Here is a 24,491-nt window from a genome sequence, read left to right on the forward strand (position 1 = left end):
AAAAAGAGCCCTTTATGAACGCATCAGATTTTGGTAAAGATTTTACATGGGGCGTATCGACTGCAGGATATCAAATTGAAGGCGGTTATGATGCAGATGGCAAAGGTCGATCTATTTGGGACAAGTTTACCGACAACCCGAAAATGATTCGTAATGGAGACAATGCAAATGTCTCCTGCGATTTTTATCATAAGTATAAAGAAGATATTCTTTTGATGAAGTCTATGAATATTGACAACTATCGATTTTCAATATCATGGACCAGAATTTTACCGTATGGTGTAGGAACCATAAATGCGGCAGGTGTAGATTTCTATAATAAAGTAATAGACTTTTGCCTAGAAAACGAAATAACACCTTGGGTTACGCTTTATCATTGGGATTTACCTCAAATATTAGAAAATAAAGGAGGATGGACAAATAGACAAATTGTAACCTGGTTTTCAGAATTCACGCAAGTTTGTGCAAATGCTTTTGGTGACCGAGTAAAACATTGGATGGTCTTAAACGAACCCATGGTATTTACAGGAGCCGGATATTTTTTAGGCGTACATGCTCCCGGTAAGAAAGGGCTGAAGAATTTTTTACCTGCCGCACACCACGCAGTTCTTTGTCAGTCGGCAAGTGGAAGAATACTCAGAAAATTAGTGCCTGACGCACAAATAGGCACCACATTTTCATGCTCGCAGATTACCCCTTACAGACAGAATAAGCGAGATAGAAAAACTGTAATAATAGTTGATGCTTTGCTCAATCGTCTATTTATAGAACCAACTCTAGGTTTAGGTTACCCCACAAATGAAGCTCCGATTCTAAAAAAACTAAAACCCTACATTCAGCCGACCGATATAGAAGACTGCAAGTTCGATTTTGATTTTATCGGAATTCAAAACTATACACGCGAAAAAGTAAAGTACAGTCTTTTGGTGCCATACATAAAAGCTAAGATTGTAAAAGCTAGCAAACGAAATGTAGAAACTACGTTGATGGATTGGGAGGTGTACCCACCTAGCATTTACAATATGATCAAAAAATTCGGAGCGTATCCCCAGATAAAAAAAATAATTATCACAGAGAATGGCGCTGCCTTTAAAGACACCATTGAAGCAGAAATTATAACCGATACAGACCGATTAAATTTTCTAAAACGTTATTTGAGGGAAGTTCTAAAAGCGAAACAAGAAGGCTTAAATATTCACGGATATTTCGTGTGGACGTTTACTGACAACTTTGAATGGGCAGAAGGCTACTTTCCCAGATTCGGATTGGTACATATCGATTTTAAAACACTCAAGAGAACGATCAAAGAATCAGGAAAGTGGTTTTCTCAGTTTTTATCTCACAAGAATTAAGCGCAAAAAAAAGCCGATGCTCCCATCGGCTTAAGCTTTTATCCAAAAAACATGCACACATCTTACACGCGCAAGACAAAGGTAGTTGTCGTTTTTTTGTTTCATGTTATGGCTATACTACCAAAATGTTACCTTATTGAAAAGCCGGCATTCCTGTAATATCTGCACCAGTAATTAGCAAATGAATATCATGTGTACCTTCATACGTAATAACACTTTCTAAATTCATCATATGGCGCATAATACTGTATTCACCAGTAATACCCATACCACCTAATACCTGTCTAGCTTCGCGAGCAATGTTTATAGCCATCTCAACATTGTTTCTTTTAGCCATTGAAATTTGAGCAGTAGTGGCTTTACCTTGATTCTTTAATTGTCCCAGTCTAAACGCTAATAATTGCGCCTTGGTAATTTCGGTAATCATTTCTGCCAATTTCTTTTGTTGCAATTGCGTAGCTGCAATAGGTTTACCGAATTGCACACGCTCTTTTGCATATCTTAATGCCGTATCATAGCAATCCATCGCTGCACCAATTGCCCCCCAAGCAATACCGAATCTTGCAGAATCTAAACAACCTAATGGCGCACCTAATCCAGATTTATTTGGTAAAAGATTTTCTTTCGGAACCTTTACGTTATCAAAAATCAATTCTCCCGTTGCAGAAGCTCTTAAAGACCATTTGTTATGCGTTTCTGGTGTCGTAAAACCTTCCATACCACGCTCTACGATTAAACCGTGAATACGACCTTCTTCATTCTTTGCCCATACGACGGCAATATCACAGAAAGGTGAATTTGATATCCAAAGCTTAGCTCCATTTAAAAGATAATGATCACCCATATCTTTATACTTGGTTTCCATACCGCTTGGGTTAGAACCGTGGTTAGGCTCGGTTAACCCGAAAGACCCCATCCATTCACCAGAAGCTAATTTTGGTAAGTATTTTTTTCGTTGCTCTTCTGTACCGTAGGTGAAAATCGGGTACATCACTAAAGAAGATTGTACCGATGCCGTAGAACGCACACCACTATCTCCCCTCTCAATTTCTTGCATGATGAGTCCGTAACTTATCTGATCCAATCCGGCACCACCATACTCCTCTGGGATATATGGACCAAAAGCACCTATCTCAGCAAGACCTTTTATTATCTGCTTTGGGAACTCTGCTTTTTGAGCATATTCTTCAATAATTGGAGATACATCGCGTTTCACCCATTGGCGTGCGGCATCACGAATTAACAGATGTTCTTCAGAAAATAAATCATCTAAATTGTAATAATCTGGTGCTTCAAATAAATCTGGTCTCATAACAATGCTTTTATCAAAGATAAATAAAGAAATATAACATTATGCAAGACTAAAGTTACATTTTTAAATAAAACTCTTTAGTCAAGTCCACATACTCAGCAGTATAGATATGTCTGTCAGTTTCAATGACCAACTCGGTAATCTTACATTCTTGCTCTTTTCTAGAGAACGCCAATAACACACGTTTTATTTCTGCGCTGGGATTTCCTTTTACATGAAGACATTCTTTTGGAAACAAACCTAAATCTGCTGCCATATGCACAAATGCCTCTTTTTCTTTAAAAGGAATAATTGTAGCGAACTGTCCGTTTTCGGTCAGCAATTTCGAAACACCCTCTAAAAGTTCGTTAAAAGGAAGAAACTCATTTTGTCGTGCTTGATCTCGTTGCAGGTTTCCTGAAGTTACCGTCTCAGCATAAAAAGGCGGGTTACACACAATCAATTCATATTGGTCTTCGATTTCATCAACAAACTCATCGAGACCCGCATGGTAGCAATATAATCGATCTCCCCATGGTGATAATTCAAAATTTTCGACACATTGCTCATAGGAATCTGCATCAATTTCAATAGCATCCATTACTTCTGCAAAGCAACGTTGTGCTAACATTAAAGAAATAACACCAGTGCCAGCACCAATATCAAGAATAGATTCAGGATTGTTTTCGACATTTGCCCAAGCACCTAAAAGAACACCGTCAGTACCAATTTTCATGGCGCAGCGATCTTGGTTTACATTGAACTGTTTAAATTTAAAAGGTGCGCTCACAGTATAAATCCTAATCCGTTAAATCATTTAATATTCTACTTTTGGCATCTGCTAAGTAACTTCTACCGATAGTATATCTAATACCGCCAATTTCAACGCTATTACCTTCAACAACATTTACTTTATCAACAGCAATAGTGTACGACCTATGAATTCTAAGAAAATTATCGCCAGGTAGTTCATCTGTAAAACTACTTAGTGTTCTATGGATGATATATTTTGCGGTCGGGGTAATGATTCTGATATAATCTTTAAGGCTTTCTATCACCATAATTTCATCAAGATATATTTTCTGAAGTTTCTTTTTATCGACCTTTACAAAAATAGCAGGCTTCTCGTCTTTATCTGACGAACCATTATCGGAACCTCTCTTTAAACCAATTACACGATCTACAGATTTAAAAAAACGTGGTAAAGAAATAGGCTTCACCAAATAATCTATCGCCTCTAGCTCAAAACTCTTCAACGCATGCTCTTCATGTGCTGTGGTCATGATAACAAATGGTTTTTTATGCAGGGTACTCAAGAATTCCAATCCGTCAAGAAATGGCATATTAATATCTAAGAACATGATATCAACTTGGTTGTCTCTTAAAAAAGTTGATGCATCTAAAGCATTTGAAAAGGTGCCTTCTAACTGTAGTTCTTTAACCCTGAGAATATAGTTTTTAAGCACATTTACTGCTAACGGTTCATCATCGACTACTATCACTTTCAAAATCATATCACCTTAAGCTTTAAAAAAACATTGAACATTTTATTCTCTTCGAAAATCTGCAAATCATAATCATTTTTACCATAGCCCAACTCTAAACGCTTTTTCACATTCGACAGACCGATACCACCTCTTTTTACAGGATAAACATACTCTTTATTGACATTAGGTATAGAGTTTGAGACTTTAAAATTCATAAAGCCGTCTTCAACTTTTACATCAATTTTAATTTTCATTTCCCCAATATTCTTACTGGCTCCATGTTTAAAGCAATTTTCTATAAGAGGGATAAGTAACATCGGCGGTATTTTACAATTACCAAGGTCACCAGATATATTCATATCAATCTTTAAAGAATCATCGAACCGAATGCGCTCCAAATCTATGTAATTTCTAATACAATTAATTTCACTAGTTAAATCTTGCCGTTGCTTTTTTGTTGCATACAATAAATAACGCATAAGCTCAGATAATTTTAAAATAACTTCAGGCGCCTGATCAGATTTTTCTAGCGTTAAAGAATATATATTATTTAAGGTATTGAAAAAGAAATGCGGAGAAACTTGAGAACGCAAAAAACGGAGTTCAGTTTTTAATTGTCGCTTTTCTAAATCGTGAAGTTTACTGCTTTCTCTAAGCCAATCGACCGTAAGTTTGATCGCCGTAAAAAATGATATTACATATACCTCACCAATCATGGTTTGCACTGCGTAGCCAACTGTAAGTGTATCTATAACCTCGTTCGCTTCGGGCATAACATCTGTGCTAACCAAATAATAGGTAAGGTTATATTTGAATAAGAGCATTACCACTAAAGCCAACAATATATACACTGTATACTGAAAGTATTTTTTGGTGTAGATGAACTTCGGCATTAAATAGTAGGCATTCAAATACGCCAAAAACATGTGTATAGGAAAACCTATTAAATTAGTACGTAAAGAAAGTAGAAAATCATCGTGAATGAAGGTCCAACGAAAAGTATTAAACCCGAAGTAGACCAACCAAAATAAAATATGGTGCCAAGGTTTAATTTCGCTAGTTCCGAAGAATTTAGGCATACTTAAGAACTTCCGCAATCTAATATCCATAGGCTAAATACACTTATGTTTTATTTACTTAATTTGACGTTGAGCATCGATCTTTAGTTGTTAGGCTAAAAATATTCAGATTAACCAATATTTTGAAAATATTCAACGTAACTGTTTAGACTAGGCAAATAATAATCGTTACTAAATGTACTCAAAAACAACAACAGCAGAGCTTCATTTTGAAATGAGATTATTAGCCAATTCGTATCAAATTGTAATATTAAAAACACCCAAAGGGTAGAACAAATTAAAGTAAAAGGATTGACTTACCTAATATCATTCAACTCTAAGTTTTGTATTAACTGAAGAAATGGATATTAGCAAAAAAATAATTACCACATTAAAAATTAAGGTTATGGCAATCATCAATAAAAATTCATTAAGGTCAAAAAAAGCAGTTGCCCTACTTTTATTTTTTTTATATCTAGGTGCCATATCAATTGCTGCACAAGAAATACCTCGTACTTACGTAGCACAAAATACTACAGAGAACATTACAGTAGATGGCAAAATGGACGAACCTTCATGGCAAAAAACATCTTTGTCTAGCAACTTTATAGATATTGAAGGTATCAAAAAGCCAACTTATGAAACAAAGTTTAAAATGCTTTGGGACGATGCCAATATATATTTCTTTGTAAAAATAAAAGAACCTCATATTTGGGCTACCTTAAAACAGAAAGACACCATTATTTTTTACAATAATGATTTTGAAATCTTTCTTGACCCAGATGGTGACACTCATAATTACTACGAATTTGAAATGAACGCCTTAAATACCATATGGGATCTTTACCTATCTAAACCTTACAGAAACAACGGTCATATAACTGATGGATGGGATTTTAAAGGAATAAAAACAGCAGTACAGGTAAATGGCACTTTGAACAATGCTTCTGATATTGATGAAGGTTGGTCAATAGAAATAGCAATACCATGGTCGTTCAACACTGCACCTGGCGGAAAACCTCACGTACCAGAAAATGAATCTTGGAGAATAAATTTTTCTAGGGTGAATTGGGATTTCGATTTACAAAATGGCAAGTATTCTCGAAAAAAGGACAGTGCAGGTAAATTTCTGCCAGAATACAACTGGGTATGGTCGCCACAAGAAGTAATAAATATGCACGAACCAGAACGATGGGGTTATGTTTATTTTAATAAAGACTCAAATATCACCGATTATATAATACCTGAAGATGAACATATTAAGTGGTACATGTATGAGCTTTACAGAGATATTAAAAGCGGAAACGAAAAAGCATGGACTACCAAAAATGAAGTACTACTAACAGCACCCAAACTAATAAAAGGTAAACCGGTTATCGCTCAATTGGAAAAGAATAATTTCGGCTTTGACCTTTGGGTAAAAAGTCCCTTCACAAATAACAAACTAATCATACATACCGACGGAAAATTTGAAACCTACCATGATAAAACTAACTAAATTTTTACCTTTTCTAGCCCTATTTATCTTCACTCTGAATATTTCATGTGAAACAAAAAAAGAAACTGCTACTACCACTATCAGTAAAAACTCTGAAGTCAAAAAAGACACTTTCAAATTTTGGACGTGGATAACTGCTGAAAAAACCAGAACCGACGCCTCGTTTGACGAGGAATTTAAGAAGTATGGCGATAACGGTTTAGATGCTATTCTAATTAACACATACGGCGACCCAGAACTATTAGCCAGGCTAGTGCCAATAGCTAAAAAACACAATCTAGAAGTTCACGCTTGGATGTTTACCATGAACCGCCCTGGTGATAAAGTCGCAGAACAGCACCCCGAGTGGTACGCGGTAAGTAGAGATGGTAAATCTTGCTTTGATGAACCACCTTATGTTGGTTATTACAAGTGGCTTTGCCCAACTAGAAAAGAATCTCGTGAACACATACTAGGCTTAATAGAAAGATTAGCAAAAGTTGAAGGTATAGCTAGTTTTCATTTAGATTATATACGATACTCAGACATCTTCCTCCCTATTGGTCTATTACCAAAATATGACCTAAAACAAGAAACTGAACTACCAGAATATGACTTCTGCTATTGTGATGTTTGCACAGCTGAATTCGAAAAAGAACATCATAAAAATCCGAATGACTTTAGTAATCCTGCTATTGATTTGGAATGGAAAAATTTCAGGCTCAATAAGGTTAAAGAAATTGTAGACCAAGCTTATAAAATTACTCATGAAAATGGCAAACTATTGACAGCAGCTGTATTTCCTTATCCAGAAATGGCAGATCATATGGTACGCCAACGATGGGATAAATGGCAGGTAGATGCTGTATTACCTATGATATATAATGTCTTCTACAACGAAGAAATTGATTGGATCGGGTACGCCACTAAACAAGGGGTTGAAGATTTAAAAGGAAGAAACACAGAATTACATACAGGTATTTATGTGCCAGAAATGACCGCTGAGCAATTAAAAGAAGCTATTTATCAAGCAAAAAATAATGGTGCCAACGGAGTGTCGTTTTTTGACGGACCCGCAATTACAGAGCAACAATGGCAAGTAATTAAGGCATCACAAAAACCATGATTTCTGTTTTATTCTTTAAATTTTACTTTTTGTTAACACGTTGTTAAGCTTTTCACAATAGTTATTTGTCGAAATTTTTCATCATTCAACAGATTATAACTCACCTTAATACCTTATTAAATACAACTAACTTAACTCAATCATTTATGAACAAAAAATTCTTAAGTTTTTTGACCATTATTTTACTGCTTTTTTTTCAAGGAATAACAGGTCAAGATAAAAGCGTATCAGGTGTTGTCACAGACGATACAGGATCACCTTTGCCAGGTGTAAACGTTGTTGAAAAAGGCACATCTAACGGTACTTCTACCGATTTTGATGGAAATTATGTTATTAGCGTTGATGCAAATGCAACATTAGTATTCTCTTCGTTAGGGTATAAATCTAAAGAAGTTGGTGTAAATGGTAGATCTACTGTAAACACCTCAATTGTAGAAGATGCAAGCGAATTAGATGAAGTAGTAGTAACTGCTTTAGGTATTCGTAAAGAAACTAAAGCGTTAGGCTATTCTTTAACCGAAGTAGGTGGAGAAGAAATTGCAACTATCAAAACACCAAACGCCATTAACTCTTTACAGGGTAAGATTGCCGGTGTAAATATTTCACAGAATTCAACGGGAGCTGCAGGTTCTAGTAGAGTTATTATACGTGGGTCCAGTTCACTTTCTGGAGAAAACCAACCATTATATGTTGTAGACGGTATACCTATTAACAATGCCAATAATGGTGCCGCTAGCATGTGGGGTGGTTCTGATGGTGGAGATGGTATTTCTAGTTTAAACCCAGACGACATCGAATCTATTTCTGTTCTTAAAGGTGGAGCTGCATCTGCTCTTTACGGTTCCCGTGCTGCAGGTGGTGTTATTATTGTTACTACCAAATCTGGTAAAGACCAACAAGGTTTTGGTATAGAAGTAAGTAGCCAAGTAACTTTTGATCAAGTAAACACTTCACTACAAGATTACCAAACTGATTACGGGCAAGGTATTAGAGGAGAAAAACCTGCAAACCAAGCAGGAGCTTTAGAAGCGGGTTTCAGCTCTTGGGGACCAAAATTTGACGGCAGCCTTGTACCTCAATTTGACGGAGTTTCAAGACCATATTCATATGCAGGTAATAATATCGATAAGTTCTACAGAACAGGATCAACCTTTATAAATACTGTTGCTTTAACGAATGCTTCAGAAAATCTTACGTACAGACTTTCTGCTTCAGACCTTAACAACGAAGATATTTTACCAAACGCCGGTTTAAATAGAAAATCTTTTTCTTTAAACGCAAGCTCTGTAATGTCTGAAAAATTAACTAGTAGTGTTAATGTGAAATACATTATTGAAAAAGTACAGAATAGAGCTAGATTATCTGATAGTCCAGGTAACGCTAACTTCTCCGCAGGTCTATTACCTGGCAACTTAGATGTTACCAACCTTTTACCGGCAACAGATGAGAACGGTCTAGAACGTCAGTTTACTGATAATACCTTTGTTACCAACCCATACTTTTCTGCTTATAATTTTAGAAGAAAAGATCAAAGAAATAGAATCATAGCTTCTACATCTTTACGTTATGAATTTACCGATTGGTTATCTTTAACAGGTAGAATAGGTATTGATAATGATATTATTAGAAGAACTGAAGTTGAACCTTTTGGAACTGGTTTTAAGCCAAGAGGTGGTATCAGTGATTCTGAAAGAAGAACAAACCAAGTAGATGCTGATATTATGTTAGCTGCTGACAAAGATATTACAGATAAATTTGCAATATCTGCATTGGTAGGTGCAAACACCAATCATCTAAAAAGTGAAAATTTATTTCTTGGAGGTAATGATTTTATTGTACCAGGGTTAGAAGATATTGGCAATACAGTGTCTCAATCAAGAAGCAGAGAATATTCTGAAAGAAAAATTGGTTCATTATACGGATCTATAGAATTATCTTACGACCGCTGGGCCTATGTAACGTTTACAGGAAGAAATGACTGGTTCTCAACGTTATCTTTCCCAGGCAAAACAACTCCAAATGATGATTTTTATCCTTCAATTAATGGAAGTTTAATCATTTCAGACGCATTAGAACTACCTAATTTCATTAGCTTTCTTAAATTAAGAGGTGGTTACTCTGAAGTTGCCGGTGGAGCTCAAAATCCATATGCATTAGGATTGACTTACGGAATTTTCGGAGTTCCTCTACAAGGTCAGCCTACAGGTGCTATAAACGGCGGTACTGTACCAAATGCGAACTTAGTTGCATTCAGTAAAAATGAAACAGAAATAGGTTTAGACCTACGTATGTTCAATAACAGACTATCGTTTGACCTTGCTTACTACAAAAACAACACTACCAATGATATTGTAGATGTTGCTACATCTCCATATTCAGGTTATGGTGGGGCAAGTGCAAACCTTGGTGAAGTATCTAATAAAGGTTTTGAATTTTTAGTAAGTGGTACTCCAATCAGAACAAACGATTTCAGCTGGAATGTTTCGATCAACGGGGCATACAATGAAAGTTTAGTTGTAGCGACCGATGAAGTTGATTCAGACGTAAACTTAGATGAGCCACGTACACAGAATGTTAGAATTACACACAGAGTAGGTGAAAGATACGGTACGATAATAGGTGTATCTTACGAAAGAGATGCCAATGGTGTTATAAAATATGACATAGATGCAGATGGTGTACCAAGAGCGATAGAAGGTGAACGTAAAATATTAGGTGAAGGTGTTGCTCCTTTAACAATGGGTTTCACAAATACATTTACCTATAAAAACCTTAGTCTTAATATTTTAATCGACGGTAAGTTCGGTGGACAAATATTCTCAGGTACCAATAGTATTCTTTATGGTAACGGTCTTCATAAAATCACCACAGAAGGTAGAGAAACAGGCTTAACTGTATCAGGTATTGATAATGCTACAGACCAGCCATTTACAACAACTGTTGCACCAGAAAACCTATCTACCTATTGGGGAGAGGTTAATGATATCGCCGAAGAATTCGTGGAAGATTCTGATTATATCAAATTCAGACAAATGAGTATTGGGTATACCTTACCTAAAAGAGCTTTAGAAGATGTATTCTTAACTAACGTAAATGTATCCTTCATTGCTTCTAACTTATTTTACATTTCTAGAAGCATAGATAATATTGATCCTGAAAGTGCATACACTGTAGGAAACTCTCAAGGATTGGAATATTTTGGTGTTCCAGCTTCAAGAAATTATGGTATGAGCATCAACCTAAAATTTTAAAAAAAAAAAGCAAAATGAAAAAAGTATTTCTTTTATTAATAATGGCGCTGGTAGTCGGCGCTTGCGATGATGGGTTTGAAGAACTAAACGTAAACCCAACAAAATCGGCACAAATAGCTTCAGCTAATAAACTTACTGCATTAGAAAAATATATTTCTAGTGAACGTTATGATAACTGGCGTGCAGGTATGATCTACCAATCTACAATGATGCAACACATTGCAACAACAGCAGGGTATTGGTCTGGAGATAAGTATACTTGGAACAGAGGTTACGCATCATCTCTTTTAGATAGATATTATGGTAATGCCATAAAAACTGCTCAAGATTTAATTGTACAATTAGATGAAGAAGAATCTCCTGAAGAGATGAAAGCTATTGCTCGTATTTTAAGAGTATTCGCTTTTTCTAGAATAACTGACTTGCATGGCGATGTTCCTTATTCTGAGGCAGGTAAAGCTGTAATCGAAGGTATTTTTCTTCCTAAATATGACAAGCAAAGTGATATTTATGCAGATATGCTAAAAGAATTGGAAGAATCTGCTGCTGCATTATCTAGTGGCACTTCAGAATTTGGTGCTGCAGATGTTATTTATGGTGGCGATCAGGCTAAATGGAAAAGACTAGCAAATTCTTTAATGTTGCGTTTAGGCTTACGTTTAATAAAAGTAGATGCCGCGGCATCTCAGGCTTGGGCAACTAAGGCTATCGCTGGTGGTGTAATGACTTCTAACGAAGATATTTTCTACCTAAAGCATGACCAAGATAATAGAAATGGTATATCTGAAGTCTTTGATGCTGACGGCAATCCAAGAATGAGTGATACTTTTATCAATTTTCTACAAGATGGCAATGATCCAAGACTTCCAATTCTTGCGGCAAGAAGATCAGATGGCAGTACAGAAGTTGAAGATTTAATCGGTTTTCCAAATGGATTAGATAGTGCTTTATTATTAGAACTAACTGGTGAAGAAAACACAGATAATTATGCAGAACCTAACAGGGCGATTCTTGCCGGTTTTGATGCACCAATGATTTTTCAAACGTATGCTGAAGTAGAATTCATGCTAGCTGAAGCCAATGTGCGTTGGGGCTTAGCCGGCGATGCAGAAACACATTATGGTAATGGTGTTACTGCAGCAATGAAACAACTAGCTCTTTTTAGTGATGCTGCTATAATAGAAGATGGCGCAATTGCAACATACTTAACCAATAATCCGTACGATGCAGCAAATGCTATTGAGCAGATCAACACCCAATATTGGGCAGCTACTTTTTTAAATGAATATGAAACTTTTTCTAACTGGAGAAGAACTGGCTTTCCTGTACTAACACCTGTTAATTACCCAGGTAATGAAACTGGCGGCACAATACCAAGAAGACTTACCTATTCTGAAAGCGAAGCAAGTGTAAATGCAGAAAATTATGCAGCTGCAGTAGCCGCACAAGGTCCAGATGTACTTACCACAAGAGTTTGGTGGGATGTACAATAACAGTAATTAAGTTTGGTTTTTGAGTGAAACCTCACATAATCGTTGAGTTAATTTTTATTGAGTTTGTAAAGGAGAGGAAACTCTCCTTTTTTTGTATAAAATAGTATCTTGTAGTCATGAAAATTAGGCATCTATTCTACTGCTGTTCTTTATTGCTTTTATGCTGTAAATCTGACCCAAAGGTGGCAGAAGTAAACAGCACTTTATTTACGTTATTAAAATCAGAAGAAACTGGTATTGATTTTAATAATATTGTCAAAGATGATACCGATAAAAACATCTTCGCTTACGCTAATTTCTATGGCGGTGCCGGTGTTGGTGTTGGTGATTTTAATAATGACGGACTAGAAGATGTTTTTTTTGCAGGAAATATGGTTCCCGATAAATTATACTTTAACAAAGGTAATTTAAGCTTCATTGACAAGACTGAAGAAGCGGGTATCATAAGTTTCGATGGATGGTCAACCGGCGTTACTGTTGCGGACATTAATAATGACGGACATTTAGACATTTATGTCAGTAGAGAGCTTTATGATGAAAATCCTGAATGGCGAAGAAACCTATTATACGTCAACAAAGGTGATGGAACATTTGAAGAAAAGGCAGAAGCATATCAGATAGCAAATACTGAAAGAACAAGACATGCTACTTTCTTAGATTATGATAAAGACGGATTATTAGATTTATTCCTACTTACACAACCACCAAACCCTGGTAGTTTATCTAAATATCACGATGCTAATAATCTTCTTATTCCTGAATATTCTCTAAAGCTATACAAAAATAACGGAGATACTTTTCAAGATGTCTCAGAAGAGTCAGGCATTAACAAAACCGGATTCCCTAATGCAGTTTCAGCTAGTGATATAAATAATGATGGGTGGACAGACCTTTATGTTGCAAATGATTTTTACGCTCCGGATTTCCTATTTCTAAACAATCAAGATGGCACATTTTCGAGCATTGAAAAGAGTGCATTAAAACAGACCTCATATTATAGTATGGGTGTTGATGTTGCTGATATAAACAATGACCAAAACTTAGACATATTTGTGTTGGATATGGTTTCTGAAGACAACTTTAGACTAAAATCGAACATGAGTGGAATGAACATCGACTCTTTCTGGAAAGTAGTCGAAGACGGTGGTGGTTATCAATACATGTACAACACCTTACAATTGAATAATGGCAATGAAACTTTTAGCAACATAGCTCAATTTACAGGTATGGCAGCAACCGATTGGAGCTGGTCTAACCTTATAGCCGATTTTGATAATGACGGCCTTAAAGACACCTATATCACAAACGGACTTTTAAGAGATATAAGAAATACTGATGCCGATAAAAATGTAGCTAATTATATAAATACCACAAGAGCAAAATGGCTTCAAAAAAACCCGAGAGCACAGAACATTAAAAGTATTTGGGATGTGGTCGATCTTGAAAAAGCAGTTAACATGGTTCCTTCCCAACCTTTAAAAAATTATGCCTATAAAAACAAAGGAGATTTAGAATTTGAGAATAGTTCTAAAGAATGGGGCTTAGATGACGAGTCTTTTTCTAACGGTTCTGCTTATGCTGATTTTGATAATGATGGTGATCTAGACTTAGTTACCAATAACATAAATAACGAGGCTTTCTTATACCGTAACAATTCAGAAACGCAATCAGATAAGAACTTTCTAAGAATAACACTAAAAGATGAAGCTAACAAACCAACTTTTGGCGCTAGAGTAAACATTTACACTGAACAAGCTGTTCAAACTTTAGAATCTACGAACGTACGTGGCATTTATTCCACGAGTGAGTCTACCCTACATTTTGGTTTAAACTCATTGACAAAGGTAGATAGTCTTATCATTACGTGGCCAAACGGAAATACCACTATTAAAAGAAACATTAAAGCAAATCAGTTTTTAGAAATTTCTTCTAATGATTCGGAATCTACCACGCTGAAAACTGAAAAACCCGATATATATCTTTTTGCAGATAGAACAACGACTTTCTCTGCTCAATTTCAACATAAAGAAAACAAATTTGATGACTTTAAAAAGCAAGTACTACTACCTCACAAACTCTCACAATTCGGACCCGCATTAACTGCAGGAGATATAAATAACGATGGTCTAGATGATTTTTTTATTGGTGGCGCAGCGGATCAAGCCCCTATCCTATTTGTTCAACAAAAAAATGGTGGCTTTAAAGAAAGCCAGAATGCATTCTGGCAAAAAGAAGCAGGCTATGAGGATGTTGATGCGCTATTTGCTGACATCAATAATGACGGATTAAAAGATTTATATGTAGTAAGTGGTGGTAACGAATACCCTAAAAACGATTTCCATTATACCGACAGAATCTATTTAAACGAAGGAAATGGCACCTTTAAAAAAGGAGCCATACTCAATGCCAATAGAATTAGTGGATCAGTAATAAAATCTGCCGATTATGATGGTGACGGTGATATAGATTTATTTGTTGGCGGAAGACATACGCCACAGCAATATCCTAATCCGTCTTCAAGTATGTTACTCATCAATGATAACGGTCAACTATCAAATAATACTGAGCAATTATCTCCAGAATTATTGAATATTGGCATGATTACAGATGCTATTTGGAGCGACTATGATAATGATCAAGATTTAGATTTAATCGTTGTTGGCGAATGGATGCTGATTACCATTTTTGAAAACACGAACGGCAATTTAAACAAAGTGGAAACTGAAGATTTTTATTCTAGTTACGGCTGGTGGTTTAGTATTGAACAAGGCGATTTTGACAATGATGGTGATATGGATTATATCGCAGGCAATTTAGGCTTGAACTACAAGTACAAAACAAGCACAGACAAACCTTTTGATGTCTACTATAATGATTTTGATGCAAACGGTAATAGCGATATCGTTCTAGGCTATTACAATAAAGAAAAACATTACCCATTACGAGGTTTCTCCTGTTCTTCAGAACAAGTACCAGACTTAAAGAAAAAAATTGTCAAGTATGATGCTTTTGCATCTATGGAGTTGAAAGATGTATACGGGGAAGAGAAATTAAAGAACTCCTTACATTACAGCGCAGACACCTTTGCTTCGGTTTATATAGAGAATTTAGGGAACGGTCAATTCGAAATGACCGACTTACCGAACATGGCACAGCTATCTAACCTTAATGACATGCTTGTAAGGGATTTTAATGGCGATGGAGCATTAGATGTGCTTGCTGTTGGTAATTTATACGTATCAGAAATAGAAACGCCTAGAAACGATGCTGGAACAGGTGTTCTTTTGCTCGGAAATGCAAAAGGTACTTTTACCGCCAAGCGAGGCACGGAAATAGGATTCTTTGCTGATAAAGATGCCAAAAAGCTAGTATCAATAAACAATGGTCAAAAAGAGTACTTTTTAGTAGGCAACAACGATGATACGCTACAGTTTTTTGAAGTACAGAAAAATTGATTAGTCAACAGACCATTAAAACGGATTCCCCTTGTTCAGTTCTGAATTTAATTTAGCACTACTTCATCAATAAAAATCCAGCTTTTACCCCCTGGATCTGTATGCCAAGCAGGGTTTTTCAACGGGCTTTGTATTTGCAATTTTACATATTTAGCATCGGTAGGCGTAACTTCTAAATCGAAAAAAGTAAGTTTAACTTCTGCATTCGGTTCTTCTTCACCCATTTCTTTTCTTCCAATTTCTTGAAAATTAACTCCGTCTTTAGAAGCCGAAACTACAAATGCCTTGGGATAGAATATCCAACTTGCGGGTGCCGATAAAGCACCAATAGATACTTTTGATATTTTATTCTGTTCTTTTAACTCAACAATTGCATTTAAGTGTTTGCCTTCGAAACCTAGCCAATTGCCGTCAACAAAATTTATAGACCCGCGTTTCTGGTCCATTAAAGTTTTGCCCTTTTGACCAGCATACTTCTCATTTGGTGCGGTCAATAAATCTACATTATTGTAAGCGATGTTATTCTTAATGAATGTACGCTCGGCTATCACACTTGGCTTCCACTCTTTTTTTACGGCAATTGCTTTTACATTAGCAGTGGTTTGCAAAGTAATTTTAGAATCGTATTTCAAAGAAGCTTCTGTTGGTATAGAGCCATCAATAGTGTAATAGATTTCGGTATCATCAAAAAGGCTTTCAATTGAAATAGTGAGATTATCACTAAAAAAACTAACATCACTTATTATCGTAGGTGGGTCTAAAATAGTTGCTTCAAACACATCTGCCCCAATTTGCTGTATGGTTAACCTAGGGTGATCTGTTTGAAGTTGTGCTAAACCATCTGTAGAAACATCTGTATTCCATAAGTAAATACTTTGAAGTTTTTTGTTCTTTTTAAGTTCAACCAACAACTTATCCGTTACGGCAGTGCCGTAAAGATTCAGTGATTCTAATAGTTCAAACTCAGTCAAATCATCGGCAATAGCATCAGTTACGGTTGTATTTTGCAACTTTAACTTCAGTAAATTTTTAAACGGTTTTAATTGCGACATTAGCTCATCGTTAAAATTGCTAAAACCGAAATTCATTTCTACAATGTTAGGAGCATAATCTTCAAGAGCCTCTAACATATCTTCCGTAATAGAATCCATACTCGACATATTCACCGCCAATAAATGATTTTTTCCAGATAGGGTCTGTACTGGTATACCAGCACCCCTAATATTTTGTAACCAATCTTTAGGTATCTCTACAGCGTCTTTGGCTAGAACAGCCAATGCAGAAGTATCTTGCTCAAGAGAAGTTAGTATTGCAGCTAATTTTCGTTCTCTTGGTAACTCGTTCACCTTGCACTCAAAACAATTTTTATTATCTAACCACCATTCCAACAGTATCTTCTCGTTATCTGTTAATTGAACCTTTCCTTTCGGTGGCATGTGGTCTTCATTTTCTAAAGGCAAATGCACACGCTCTATAAACATAGATCGTTCTTGACCAGCGATTGTATCTAAAAATCCGCCATTATCGCCACCTTTCAAAAGTTCACTGGGTGAATTCATCACCAAGCCACCTTTTGCTTTGTTTGCGTTGTGACAGCTCACACATTTATCATCAAAAATCGGCTGTATAATTTGTGCATATACCTTCGCTTCTTGAACATTTGTAATTACTAGTTCTTCCTTTTCTTCCATGAACAAATAATCTTCGCCATGGGTCATATTCCCTCCAAAATGTCCCGTTAAACTTATTAAACCTAAAACAACAAGAAACAACGGAATATAAGACTTACTCAACCAGATAGTTTTACTCCGTTTTACGAAATAGAGTAAAACTGTAGTTACTGTAAAGGATACTGCCATCCACCGATGTAGAAAAAGAGAATCTTCATCATAGCCACTTTCTTCACCTAATAGCCAACCCGTGCCTAATGATAATATCGCTGTAGCACCTGCTACCAATAATGTAAATTCAATGATTTCGTCGAACGACTTTTTTGCAATAAATCGACTATATACTTCAAGCAAAAATGCCATCATAATAATACCGATAGGTAAATGAACAAAAAGCGGATGTAGATGGCCTATTTGTATTCCTAATTGAATCATGCTATTGAATTATAAGTTCGTCTATAAACAACCATGGTGTCGTGCCTTTACCTTGATGCCATTCTGGTATTTCGCTTAGTGGATATATTACCACATCAAGGCTTTTATACACACCTTTTGTTATGGGTACAGTTAAAAAAGTAGCACTATTTGAAGCTTCAATTTTACTATTAGAATATGTTTCGATTCCAATTAATTTTCCAGCATTAAACACTTCAATTTTACCCGGAGCGAAAATCCAGTTCGACTGATTGGTCAAAGCGCTAAGCACCACTTTAGATACCTCACTATTTTTTTCTAATTGAACCGTTGCCAAAACACTATCGGTTTGATATCCCAACCATTGCTTATCTCCGCCAAATTGCGCACTTCCTTTCTTTAAATCCATTAATCCTGATGCTCCTAATCCGGAATATTTCTCACTAGGTTGCGGATTCAATACAAGTGATTTAATCGCACTTTTCTTGGCAATTTTAACTACTTCAAATTGCACCTCATCGCTTTCCAAATAATCGGGATGGTACATAATTGCCTTTATTTCAGAACTCTCGACAATCTTTAATGACTCATTATAAATTTTAGAATCTTGATTTATTTCGCTTCCATCCAACGAATATTTTATAACTGAATTAGGCAGATCGTTGGCAAATTCGAGTGTTGTAAACGAATCGAAAAAAACAGCGGAAACATTCATCTTCGGTGAAGCTAGTTGAAACATTTCTGTTGCTGCATTTTGTGATATCCCAACTTGACAAAACAACATTGTAAAAAAAGAAAAAATAGTTCGCATCATCATATTCTATTTAATTTTATAGGATATGTCTTTCCCGAATTCCACTGCGCTACATATAAATTCTTATCATCATCTACACATACATCATGCGGATGCGTAAATATTTTGATAGATTGATACATTGGCTTCAACACATTATTCTCATAAACAGGAGTGCATCCACCTGGTGCAGAAATTAGTTTATTGTCTTTATCTAAAATAGATATAAAGCCGGTACCATCAGATCCATCACCAGACCAAATGGTTGCCAAATACACGTTATCACCCTTAATTACAGGTCTACAAATAAATGCTCCCGGCAAATTTATACTTTCAATAAACTCCCCATCCAAAGTAAAGCGTTTCAACTTATTCTGTTGTCTGGCAGTAATTAAAAGCTCAGGAGATTTTCCTCCTCTATTATCAATACAAATTCCATGGGCATTATTAAAAAGGTGGTCTGCATTTCCCCTACCACCAAAAGTTTGTAACAACTCGCCTTTTGCATTGTAGCGCATAATGTATTGTTCGCCATAACCATCTGCGATATACACATCTCCGTTTTCGGCAATGGTAGTCTCGGTAGGTATATATTGGTCTTTAGATGTATATTTTCCAGATTCCTTCGGATAGGTAAAAATTTGTACTACCTGACCATCTAAAGTTGTTTTGATAACTTCATGACGCGTATTATCTGAGATATAGAGGAAATCTTCACCATTTTCAACATTCAACGTCAAACCATGAGCACCCGGATAATCGGTACCCCAAGTTTCTAATAACTTGCCCGAACGATCATAGACGATGATGTTATTTTTGGTGTGGTTCGTTAATAATAAAATTCGCCCTTTAGAATCTTGTACCATTTCATGGCAATCGTTAACCGGGTAGTAATTCGGATTCAGCGCACCCCAATTTAAATCTATCTTATACTGATGACTACCGTGACCGATAATGGCATCTTTATATGCTAACAGATTTGCACCCACAGAGGAACACATCAATAACCCTACTGTCGTTGCTGCAGTACTTTTTATAAAAGTTCTTCTCTCCATTAAGATAAAATATCTTTGATTACTTTGCCTTCCACATCGGTTAGTCTAAAACGCCTACCTTGATATTTATAGGTGAATTTCTCATGATCAATACCTAATTGATGCAGCATCGTAGCTTGAAAATCATGCACGTGCACTGGGTTTTCAGTGATGTTATATCCAAATTCATCAGTTTCACCGTAAACAATACCAGGTTTTATACCACCACCGGCCATCCACATTGTAAAACATCTTGGGTGGTGATCTCTACCATAAGTAGTATCCGTTAGCAAACCTTGAGAATAGTTTGTTCTACCGAACTCTCCGCCCCAAACAACTAAAGTATCTTCTAACATACCACGTTGTTTTAAATCGGCAATTAAGGCTGCAGAAGCTTGATCCACATCTTTTGCTTGTTTTTGAATAGCACCAGGCAAATTATCATGCTGATCCCAACCCATATGGTACAATTGAATAAAGCGGACATCCTTTTCTGCTAAACGTCTTGCTAACAAACAATTTGCCGCAAACGTACCCGGAATCTTGGCATCTGATCCGTACATTTTATAAATATAATCAGGCTCACCTTCGGTATTCATCACATCTGGTACCGAAGTCTGCATTCTATATGCCATTTCATATTGAGCAATTCTACTTTGTATTTCAGGGTCATTAGATTCTTGATAATGCTGATCGTTCAGTTCAGCCAATTTATCAAGCATAGATCTTTTTACATCTGCTGTAGTCCCCTTTGGATCATTTAAATATAAAACAGGATCTTTTGCAGCTCTAAACTGCACACCTTGGTGAAGTGAATGTAAAAATCCGTTACCCCAAAGTCTGGTGTATAATGGCTGCCCGTTTGGTCTACCTGAACCTCTTGATAGCAATACAGTAAATGCCGGCAAGTTTTCATTCTCACTACCAAGCCCATAACTTAACCATGAACCAATACTGGGTCTACCCGGTTGTTGAGATCCTGTTTGAAAGAAAGTAACCGCAGGGTCATGATTAATTGCCTCGGTATACATCGATTTTACAATACAAATGTCATCTACAACTTTAGCTGTATAAGGTAAAAGGTCACTTATATACGTGCCGTTTTTACCATGCCTTTGAAATGCGAAATTAGAACCCACTAGTGGAAATCTATCTTGACCAGAAGTCATACCTGTTAATCGTTGTCCGTTTCGAATAGATTCAGGCAAATCTTCACCTCTGCGCTGATTCAATAGCGGTTTATAATCGAACAATTCTAGTTGCGATGGTCCGCCACTTTGAAAAAGGTAAATAACTCTTTTTATTTTCGATGGATGATGCAAAGAATCTAATACTCCCTTTACACCTGCTGGTCCGCTATCTGCAGTATATAATCCGTTTTCTCCTTTTCTGAATAAGTTAGTACCTAATAAAGATGCTAATCCTATTCCCCCAACACCCATTGCCGCCTTTCCTAAAAAAGATCGTCTGTTTAAAATTAGAGACCGCTCTTCAACTATTTTCTTTTCGCTCATAATTAGCCTCTATTAATGGTTTCGTCTAAATTCAAAATCGTGTGTGCCGTTAAAGTCATTGCCGCCAGTTTCTCTTTATTGATTTCTGCGGGCACTTCACTTCTACCGATACTTAAATATTCACTTACCGAAATTTCGCCGCTCTGTACTTTACTCAACATTTCATTATAGTAATCTGCCAAAGCTTGCACCTCAACTTCATTTGGCAATCGCGAAGTAGCTTTAAAGAATAAGGTCTTTATCTGTTCATTTTCAGAATTAGGATGCGCTGTCATTTCACCAACGGCAGCCACTCTTGCTGCTTCCACTATTTGAGGATCGTTAAGTAATACTAAAGCCTGTAGCGGAGTATTGGTTTCTTGGCGTTTTACAGAGCAATAATCTCTAGAACTGCTGTCAAAAGTCATCATATTCGGCGGTGGTACCGTTCTTTTCCAGAAAGTGTATAAACTTTTTCTATACACATCTTTTCCCTCACTTAGGGTATACGATGCAGTACTACCACCACCGCCACCGGTGGTTTCTTCCCAAATACCTTCAGGTTGATATGGCTTTACACTTGGTCCGCCAACTTCTTTATTCAATAATCCGCTAAAAGCTAAAGCTTGATCACGAATCGCTTCAGATGATAAACGTAATCTAGATGCACGTGCTAAATACTTATTTTCTGGATCTTGCTCTAGTTTCTCTTTTGTTGATTTTGTTTCTTGTTGATATGCTTCAGACATGGCGATGTATTTTAGCATCTCTCTTATGTTCCAACCTTCATTTTTGTATTTAATGGCAAGAAAATCTAATAACTCAGGGTGTGTAGGTAATGATCCTTGGTTACCAAAATCAAAAGAAGAGGCGACAATACCACTACCGAACATTCGCTGCCACAATCTATTTACTGCAACCCTTGCCGTAAGTGGATGTTTATCTTCAAAAAGCCATTGTGCCAATCCTAATCTATTCTTAGGATAATCATCGAAGGGAAGAATAGACGTAGGAGTATCAGGAAAAACTTCATCACCATATTGGTCATAAATACCTCTTTTTAATATAAAGGTAGACCTCGGCTGATCCATTTCTTTCATCACCATAACTGGCACCTCTTTCATGTCACTTTTTTCAAGATTAATGAATCCGAGAATATCATCAACTTCTTTCGAAGTAACCTTAATATATGGTTCTGGTAGTTCAGCGGCATTCGCTAACAAGCCTTTCTCAGGAATATTATTAAAGAAACTATAGAATTGAAAATGTTCTTTTTGACTGATAGGGTCATATTTATGATCATGACAACGGGCGCATTCTAGGGTAAGCCCTAAAAAAGCTGTACCTAATGTAGTATTTCTATCTTCCACATATTCGACCCGGTACTCTTCAGGAATCACTCCGCCTTCGGCTGTAATTTTATGATTCCTGTTAAAACCCGTAGCTAATATTTGTTCTAAATTGGCATTTGGCAATAAATCTCCGGCTAACTGATAGGTGACAAATTGATCATAAGGCATATTTTCTTTGAACGCATGAATTACCCAATCTCGCCAGGGCCACATGGTACGCTCAAAATCATCTTGATACCCGTGCGTATCGGCATACCGCGCAATATCCATCCATTCTGCAGCCATATTTTCAGCATAGTCGACCGATACAAGTAATGAATCTATAATTTCCTCATACTTCTTTTGAGAAGGATCTGCAGCAAATTTCTCTAATTGATTTAATGTTGGAGGAAGTCCGGTTAAATCGAATGTAATTCTACGTAGCAATTTCTCGCTATTCGCCTGATCACTCGGGGTCATATTCTTTTCGGTCAACTTATTTAAGACAAAAGCATCAATCTCATTATTCCCCCATTCTATTTCATTATCAGGAACTTCTTGTGGTGTTGGTGGAATAAATGCCCAATGTGTTTTATATTCCGCACCTTGCTCGATCCATTTTTCTAGAATCTTCTTTTCATATTCTTCTAACACTAAATTAGATTCTGGCGGAGGCATTATGAGATTCGAATCATCTAAATAAATTCGCTCAACTAATCCACTTTTAGATACATCGCCAGGTACTATAGCAAAATGATCTTTAAGTTCCCCTAAAGCCCTATACGCTTCTTCGGGAGAATGAAGCGAAAAGTTTCCTTCAACTGCATCTTTATCAGGACCGTGACATATAAAACAACGGTCAGATAATATTGGTTTTACATGAAACGTAAAATCGATTTTTTCGGGAATACTGTTTAGACTGGCATTATCATTTAATGCAATTGTCTTTTCAGATTTGGACGAACAACTCAACAATACACAGCAAGCAATTGCCATGGTTATAAAACCGAGTGAGCTACTCATGAAGTTCTTAAACATTGGTGCAGGTTTTTAATAACTGCATTGAACTTACAAACTTTACAATATAATAACAGTTAAAATTCGACCAATAACGAAGTAAAGAAGCTAGATAATACCCAAATCAATAAAAATGAAAAATAAAAATTGTCATTATGACAAAATACAAATGGTTTGCTTAAGAGATTAGCAATAGGAGATAGTACGAGATTTACGAAAGATATAATTCTACAAGTCCCTCTGGGGTCTTCACAAAAATACTTTTGTTCTCGCGGTCTATTTTGGTAATAATGTCATCACTAACAGGTATAAGCAGTTGCTTATCTTCTTTTTCGACTTCGAACAAGGCTTGTGCCGTTGTATCGTTTACACTTTGTACAATACCAATATCGCCATGTACCGAATCGATCATTGTAAAGCCAATAACTTCGTGATAATAAAACTTGTTACCCGTAAGTTTAGGTAACATGGTAAGGGGTAAATAGAGTCCAGATTTTATAATGCGGTCTGCATCAGATTCTGATTTCACCTCTTCAAAATCTATACGAAGTAAGTTCGATTTATGAAGGCGGCATTTTTTAATAAAAAATGGAACCAGATTGTTTCCTAAAGAAACGAATACTGATTCCATGTTTTCGTATATCTCGGGATCATCGGTATCTAGTTTTACTAGCACCTCACCTTTGAAACTATATTTTGAAACGATATTACCTAGGTAGAAACAATCTTCCTTTCGCATCGCTTCTTAA

The 24,491-nt window shown here is 36.3% G+C and carries 16 protein-coding genes; 6 read left to right on the plus strand and 10 right to left on the minus strand.

Translation table 11 applies throughout. The annotated features are described in order from the left end of the window. Window positions 1–14 precede the first annotated feature (14 nt). Window positions 15–1,352, plus strand: a complete 1,338-nt coding sequence (locus ACEN2N_RS03090) for a GH1 family beta-glucosidase (RefSeq protein ID WP_441822935.1) — start codon at window positions 15–17, stop codon at window positions 1,350–1,352. 133 nt (window positions 1,353–1,485) lie between these two features. On the opposite strand, the gene ACEN2N_RS03095 is transcribed toward ACEN2N_RS03090, so the two are convergent. The 4 genes from ACEN2N_RS03095 to ACEN2N_RS03110 are packed head-to-tail and all read right to left on the minus strand — an operon-like array spanning window position 1,486 to window position 5,239. Then, window positions 1,486–2,664 (minus strand): acyl-CoA dehydrogenase family protein, encoded by a 1,179-nt coding sequence (locus ACEN2N_RS03095; RefSeq protein WP_441822936.1) that lies wholly within the window; start codon window positions 2,662–2,664, stop codon window positions 1,486–1,488. Window positions 2,665–2,719: 55 nt separating this feature from the next. After that, complete coding sequence (locus tag ACEN2N_RS03100) at window positions 2,720–3,433, minus strand: tRNA1(Val) (adenine(37)-N6)-methyltransferase (RefSeq protein ID WP_441822937.1); 714 nt, start codon at window positions 3,431–3,433, stop codon at window positions 2,720–2,722. A gap of 10 nt (window positions 3,434–3,443) precedes the next feature. After that, window positions 3,444–4,157, minus strand: coding sequence for a LytR/AlgR family response regulator transcription factor (locus ACEN2N_RS03105; RefSeq protein ID WP_441822938.1), 714 nt, complete (start codon window positions 4,155–4,157; stop codon window positions 3,444–3,446). Further along, the gene (locus ACEN2N_RS03110; protein ID WP_441822939.1) at window positions 4,154–5,239 is read right to left on the minus strand and encodes a sensor histidine kinase; all 1,086 of its coding nucleotides are present in this window, start codon (window positions 5,237–5,239) and stop codon (window positions 4,154–4,156) included. The genes ACEN2N_RS03105 and ACEN2N_RS03110 overlap by 4 nt, the downstream gene beginning before the upstream one ends. Before the next feature lie 310 nt (window positions 5,240–5,549). On the opposite strand from ACEN2N_RS03110, the gene ACEN2N_RS03115 reads away from it, so the two are divergent. The 5 genes from ACEN2N_RS03115 (at window position 5,550) to ACEN2N_RS03135 (ending at window position 15,990) form a co-directional block, all read left to right on the plus strand. Further along, window positions 5,550–6,686, plus strand: coding sequence for a carbohydrate-binding family 9-like protein (locus ACEN2N_RS03115; protein WP_441822940.1), 1,137 nt, complete (start codon window positions 5,550–5,552; stop codon window positions 6,684–6,686). After that, on the plus strand, window positions 6,670–7,791 hold the full coding sequence (locus tag ACEN2N_RS03120; RefSeq protein WP_441822941.1) for a family 10 glycosylhydrolase: 1,122 nt from the start codon (window positions 6,670–6,672) through the stop codon (window positions 7,789–7,791). The genes ACEN2N_RS03115 and ACEN2N_RS03120 overlap by 17 nt, the downstream gene beginning before the upstream one ends. A gap of 146 nt (window positions 7,792–7,937) precedes the next feature. After that, window positions 7,938–11,042: a SusC/RagA family TonB-linked outer membrane protein gene (locus ACEN2N_RS03125; RefSeq protein WP_441822942.1), complete on the plus strand. Its 3,105-nt coding sequence runs from the start codon at window positions 7,938–7,940 to the stop codon at window positions 11,040–11,042. A gap of 14 nt (window positions 11,043–11,056) precedes the next feature. Continuing rightward, a complete protein-coding gene (locus ACEN2N_RS03130) occupies window positions 11,057–12,535 on the plus strand; it encodes a SusD/RagB family nutrient-binding outer membrane lipoprotein (protein ID WP_441822943.1) in 1,479 nt (492 codons plus the stop codon). A 116-nt stretch (window positions 12,536–12,651) separates the two neighbouring features. Further along, complete coding sequence (locus ACEN2N_RS03135) at window positions 12,652–15,990, plus strand: VCBS repeat-containing protein (RefSeq protein ID WP_441822944.1); 3,339 nt, start codon at window positions 12,652–12,654, stop codon at window positions 15,988–15,990. A 47-nt stretch (window positions 15,991–16,037) separates the two neighbouring features. Here the strand turns inward: ACEN2N_RS03135 and ACEN2N_RS03140 are convergent, their stop codons facing one another. From ACEN2N_RS03140 to rimM, 6 genes are all read right to left on the minus strand, one after another. Then, on the minus strand, window positions 16,038–18,095 hold the full coding sequence (locus tag ACEN2N_RS03140; RefSeq protein ID WP_441822945.1) for a chitobiase/beta-hexosaminidase C-terminal domain-containing protein: 2,058 nt from the start codon (window positions 18,093–18,095) through the stop codon (window positions 16,038–16,040). Window position 18,096: 1 nt separating this feature from the next. Continuing rightward, the gene (locus ACEN2N_RS03145; protein ID WP_441822946.1) at window positions 18,097–18,813 is read right to left on the minus strand and encodes an FN3 associated domain-containing protein; all 717 of its coding nucleotides are present in this window, start codon (window positions 18,811–18,813) and stop codon (window positions 18,097–18,099) included. A 74-nt stretch (window positions 18,814–18,887) separates the two neighbouring features. Next, window positions 18,888–19,922 carry a 6-bladed beta-propeller gene (locus ACEN2N_RS03150; protein WP_441822947.1) on the minus strand — a complete coding sequence of 345 codons (1,035 nt, stop codon included), beginning with the start codon at window positions 19,920–19,922 and terminating at the stop codon, window positions 18,888–18,890. After that, entirely contained in the window at window positions 19,922–21,415 is a 1,494-nt protein-coding gene (locus ACEN2N_RS03155; protein WP_441822948.1) for a DUF1501 domain-containing protein, read from the minus strand. Before ACEN2N_RS03155 ends, ACEN2N_RS03150 begins: the two co-directional genes overlap by 1 nt. 2 nt (window positions 21,416–21,417) lie before the next feature. Then, window positions 21,418–23,763, minus strand: a complete 2,346-nt coding sequence (locus ACEN2N_RS03160) for a PSD1 and planctomycete cytochrome C domain-containing protein (protein WP_441822949.1) — start codon at window positions 23,761–23,763, stop codon at window positions 21,418–21,420. Between the two features lie 190 nt (window positions 23,764–23,953). After that, complete coding sequence (rimM, locus tag ACEN2N_RS03165; protein WP_441822950.1) at window positions 23,954–24,481, minus strand: ribosome maturation factor RimM; 528 nt, start codon at window positions 24,479–24,481, stop codon at window positions 23,954–23,956. Window positions 24,482–24,491 lie beyond the last annotated feature (10 nt).

Origin of the sequence: Maribacter spongiicola, from assembly GCF_052119685.1 — a bacterium.
GTDB classification, from domain to species: domain Bacteria; phylum Bacteroidota; class Bacteroidia; order Flavobacteriales; family Flavobacteriaceae; genus Maribacter; species Maribacter spongiicola_A.

Bases quoted from the DNA above. Each gene is read 5' to 3' on its own strand.
- ACEN2N_RS03110 (WP_441822939.1), bottom strand. From the start codon at position 5,239: ATGGATATTAGATTGCGGAAGTTCTTAAGTATGCCTAAATTCTTCGGA.
- ACEN2N_RS03125 (WP_441822942.1), top strand. From the start codon at position 7,938: ATGAACAAAAAATTCTTAAGTTTTTTGACCATTATTTTACTGCTTTTT.
- ACEN2N_RS03095 (WP_441822936.1), bottom strand. From the start codon at position 2,664: ATGAGACCAGATTTATTTGAAGCACCAGATTATTACAATTTAGATGAT.
- ACEN2N_RS03115 (WP_441822940.1), top strand. From the start codon at position 5,550: ATGGATATTAGCAAAAAAATAATTACCACATTAAAAATTAAGGTTATG.
- ACEN2N_RS03145 (WP_441822946.1), bottom strand. From the start codon at position 18,813: ATGTTTCAACTAGCTTCACCGAAGATGAATGTTTCCGCTGTTTTTTTC.
- ACEN2N_RS03090 (WP_441822935.1), top strand. From the start codon at position 15: ATGAACGCATCAGATTTTGGTAAAGATTTTACATGGGGCGTATCGACT.
- ACEN2N_RS03130 (WP_441822943.1), top strand. From the start codon at position 11,057: ATGAAAAAAGTATTTCTTTTATTAATAATGGCGCTGGTAGTCGGCGCT.
- ACEN2N_RS03150 (WP_441822947.1), bottom strand. From the start codon at position 19,922: ATGGAGAGAAGAACTTTTATAAAAAGTACTGCAGCAACGACAGTAGGG.
- ACEN2N_RS03155 (WP_441822948.1), bottom strand. From the start codon at position 21,415: ATGAGCGAAAAGAAAATAGTTGAAGAGCGGTCTCTAATTTTAAACAGA.
- ACEN2N_RS03105 (WP_441822938.1), bottom strand. From the start codon at position 4,157: ATGATTTTGAAAGTGATAGTAGTCGATGATGAACCGTTAGCAGTAAAT.
- ACEN2N_RS03140 (WP_441822945.1), bottom strand. From the start codon at position 18,095: ATGATTCAATTAGGAATACAAATAGGCCATCTACATCCGCTTTTTGTT.
- rimM (WP_441822950.1), bottom strand. From the start codon at position 24,481: ATGCGAAAGGAAGATTGTTTCTACCTAGGTAATATCGTTTCAAAATAT.
- ACEN2N_RS03160 (WP_441822949.1), bottom strand. From the start codon at position 23,763: ATGTTTAAGAACTTCATGAGTAGCTCACTCGGTTTTATAACCATGGCA.
- ACEN2N_RS03120 (WP_441822941.1), top strand. From the start codon at position 6,670: ATGATAAAACTAACTAAATTTTTACCTTTTCTAGCCCTATTTATCTTC.
- ACEN2N_RS03135 (WP_441822944.1), top strand. From the start codon at position 12,652: ATGAAAATTAGGCATCTATTCTACTGCTGTTCTTTATTGCTTTTATGC.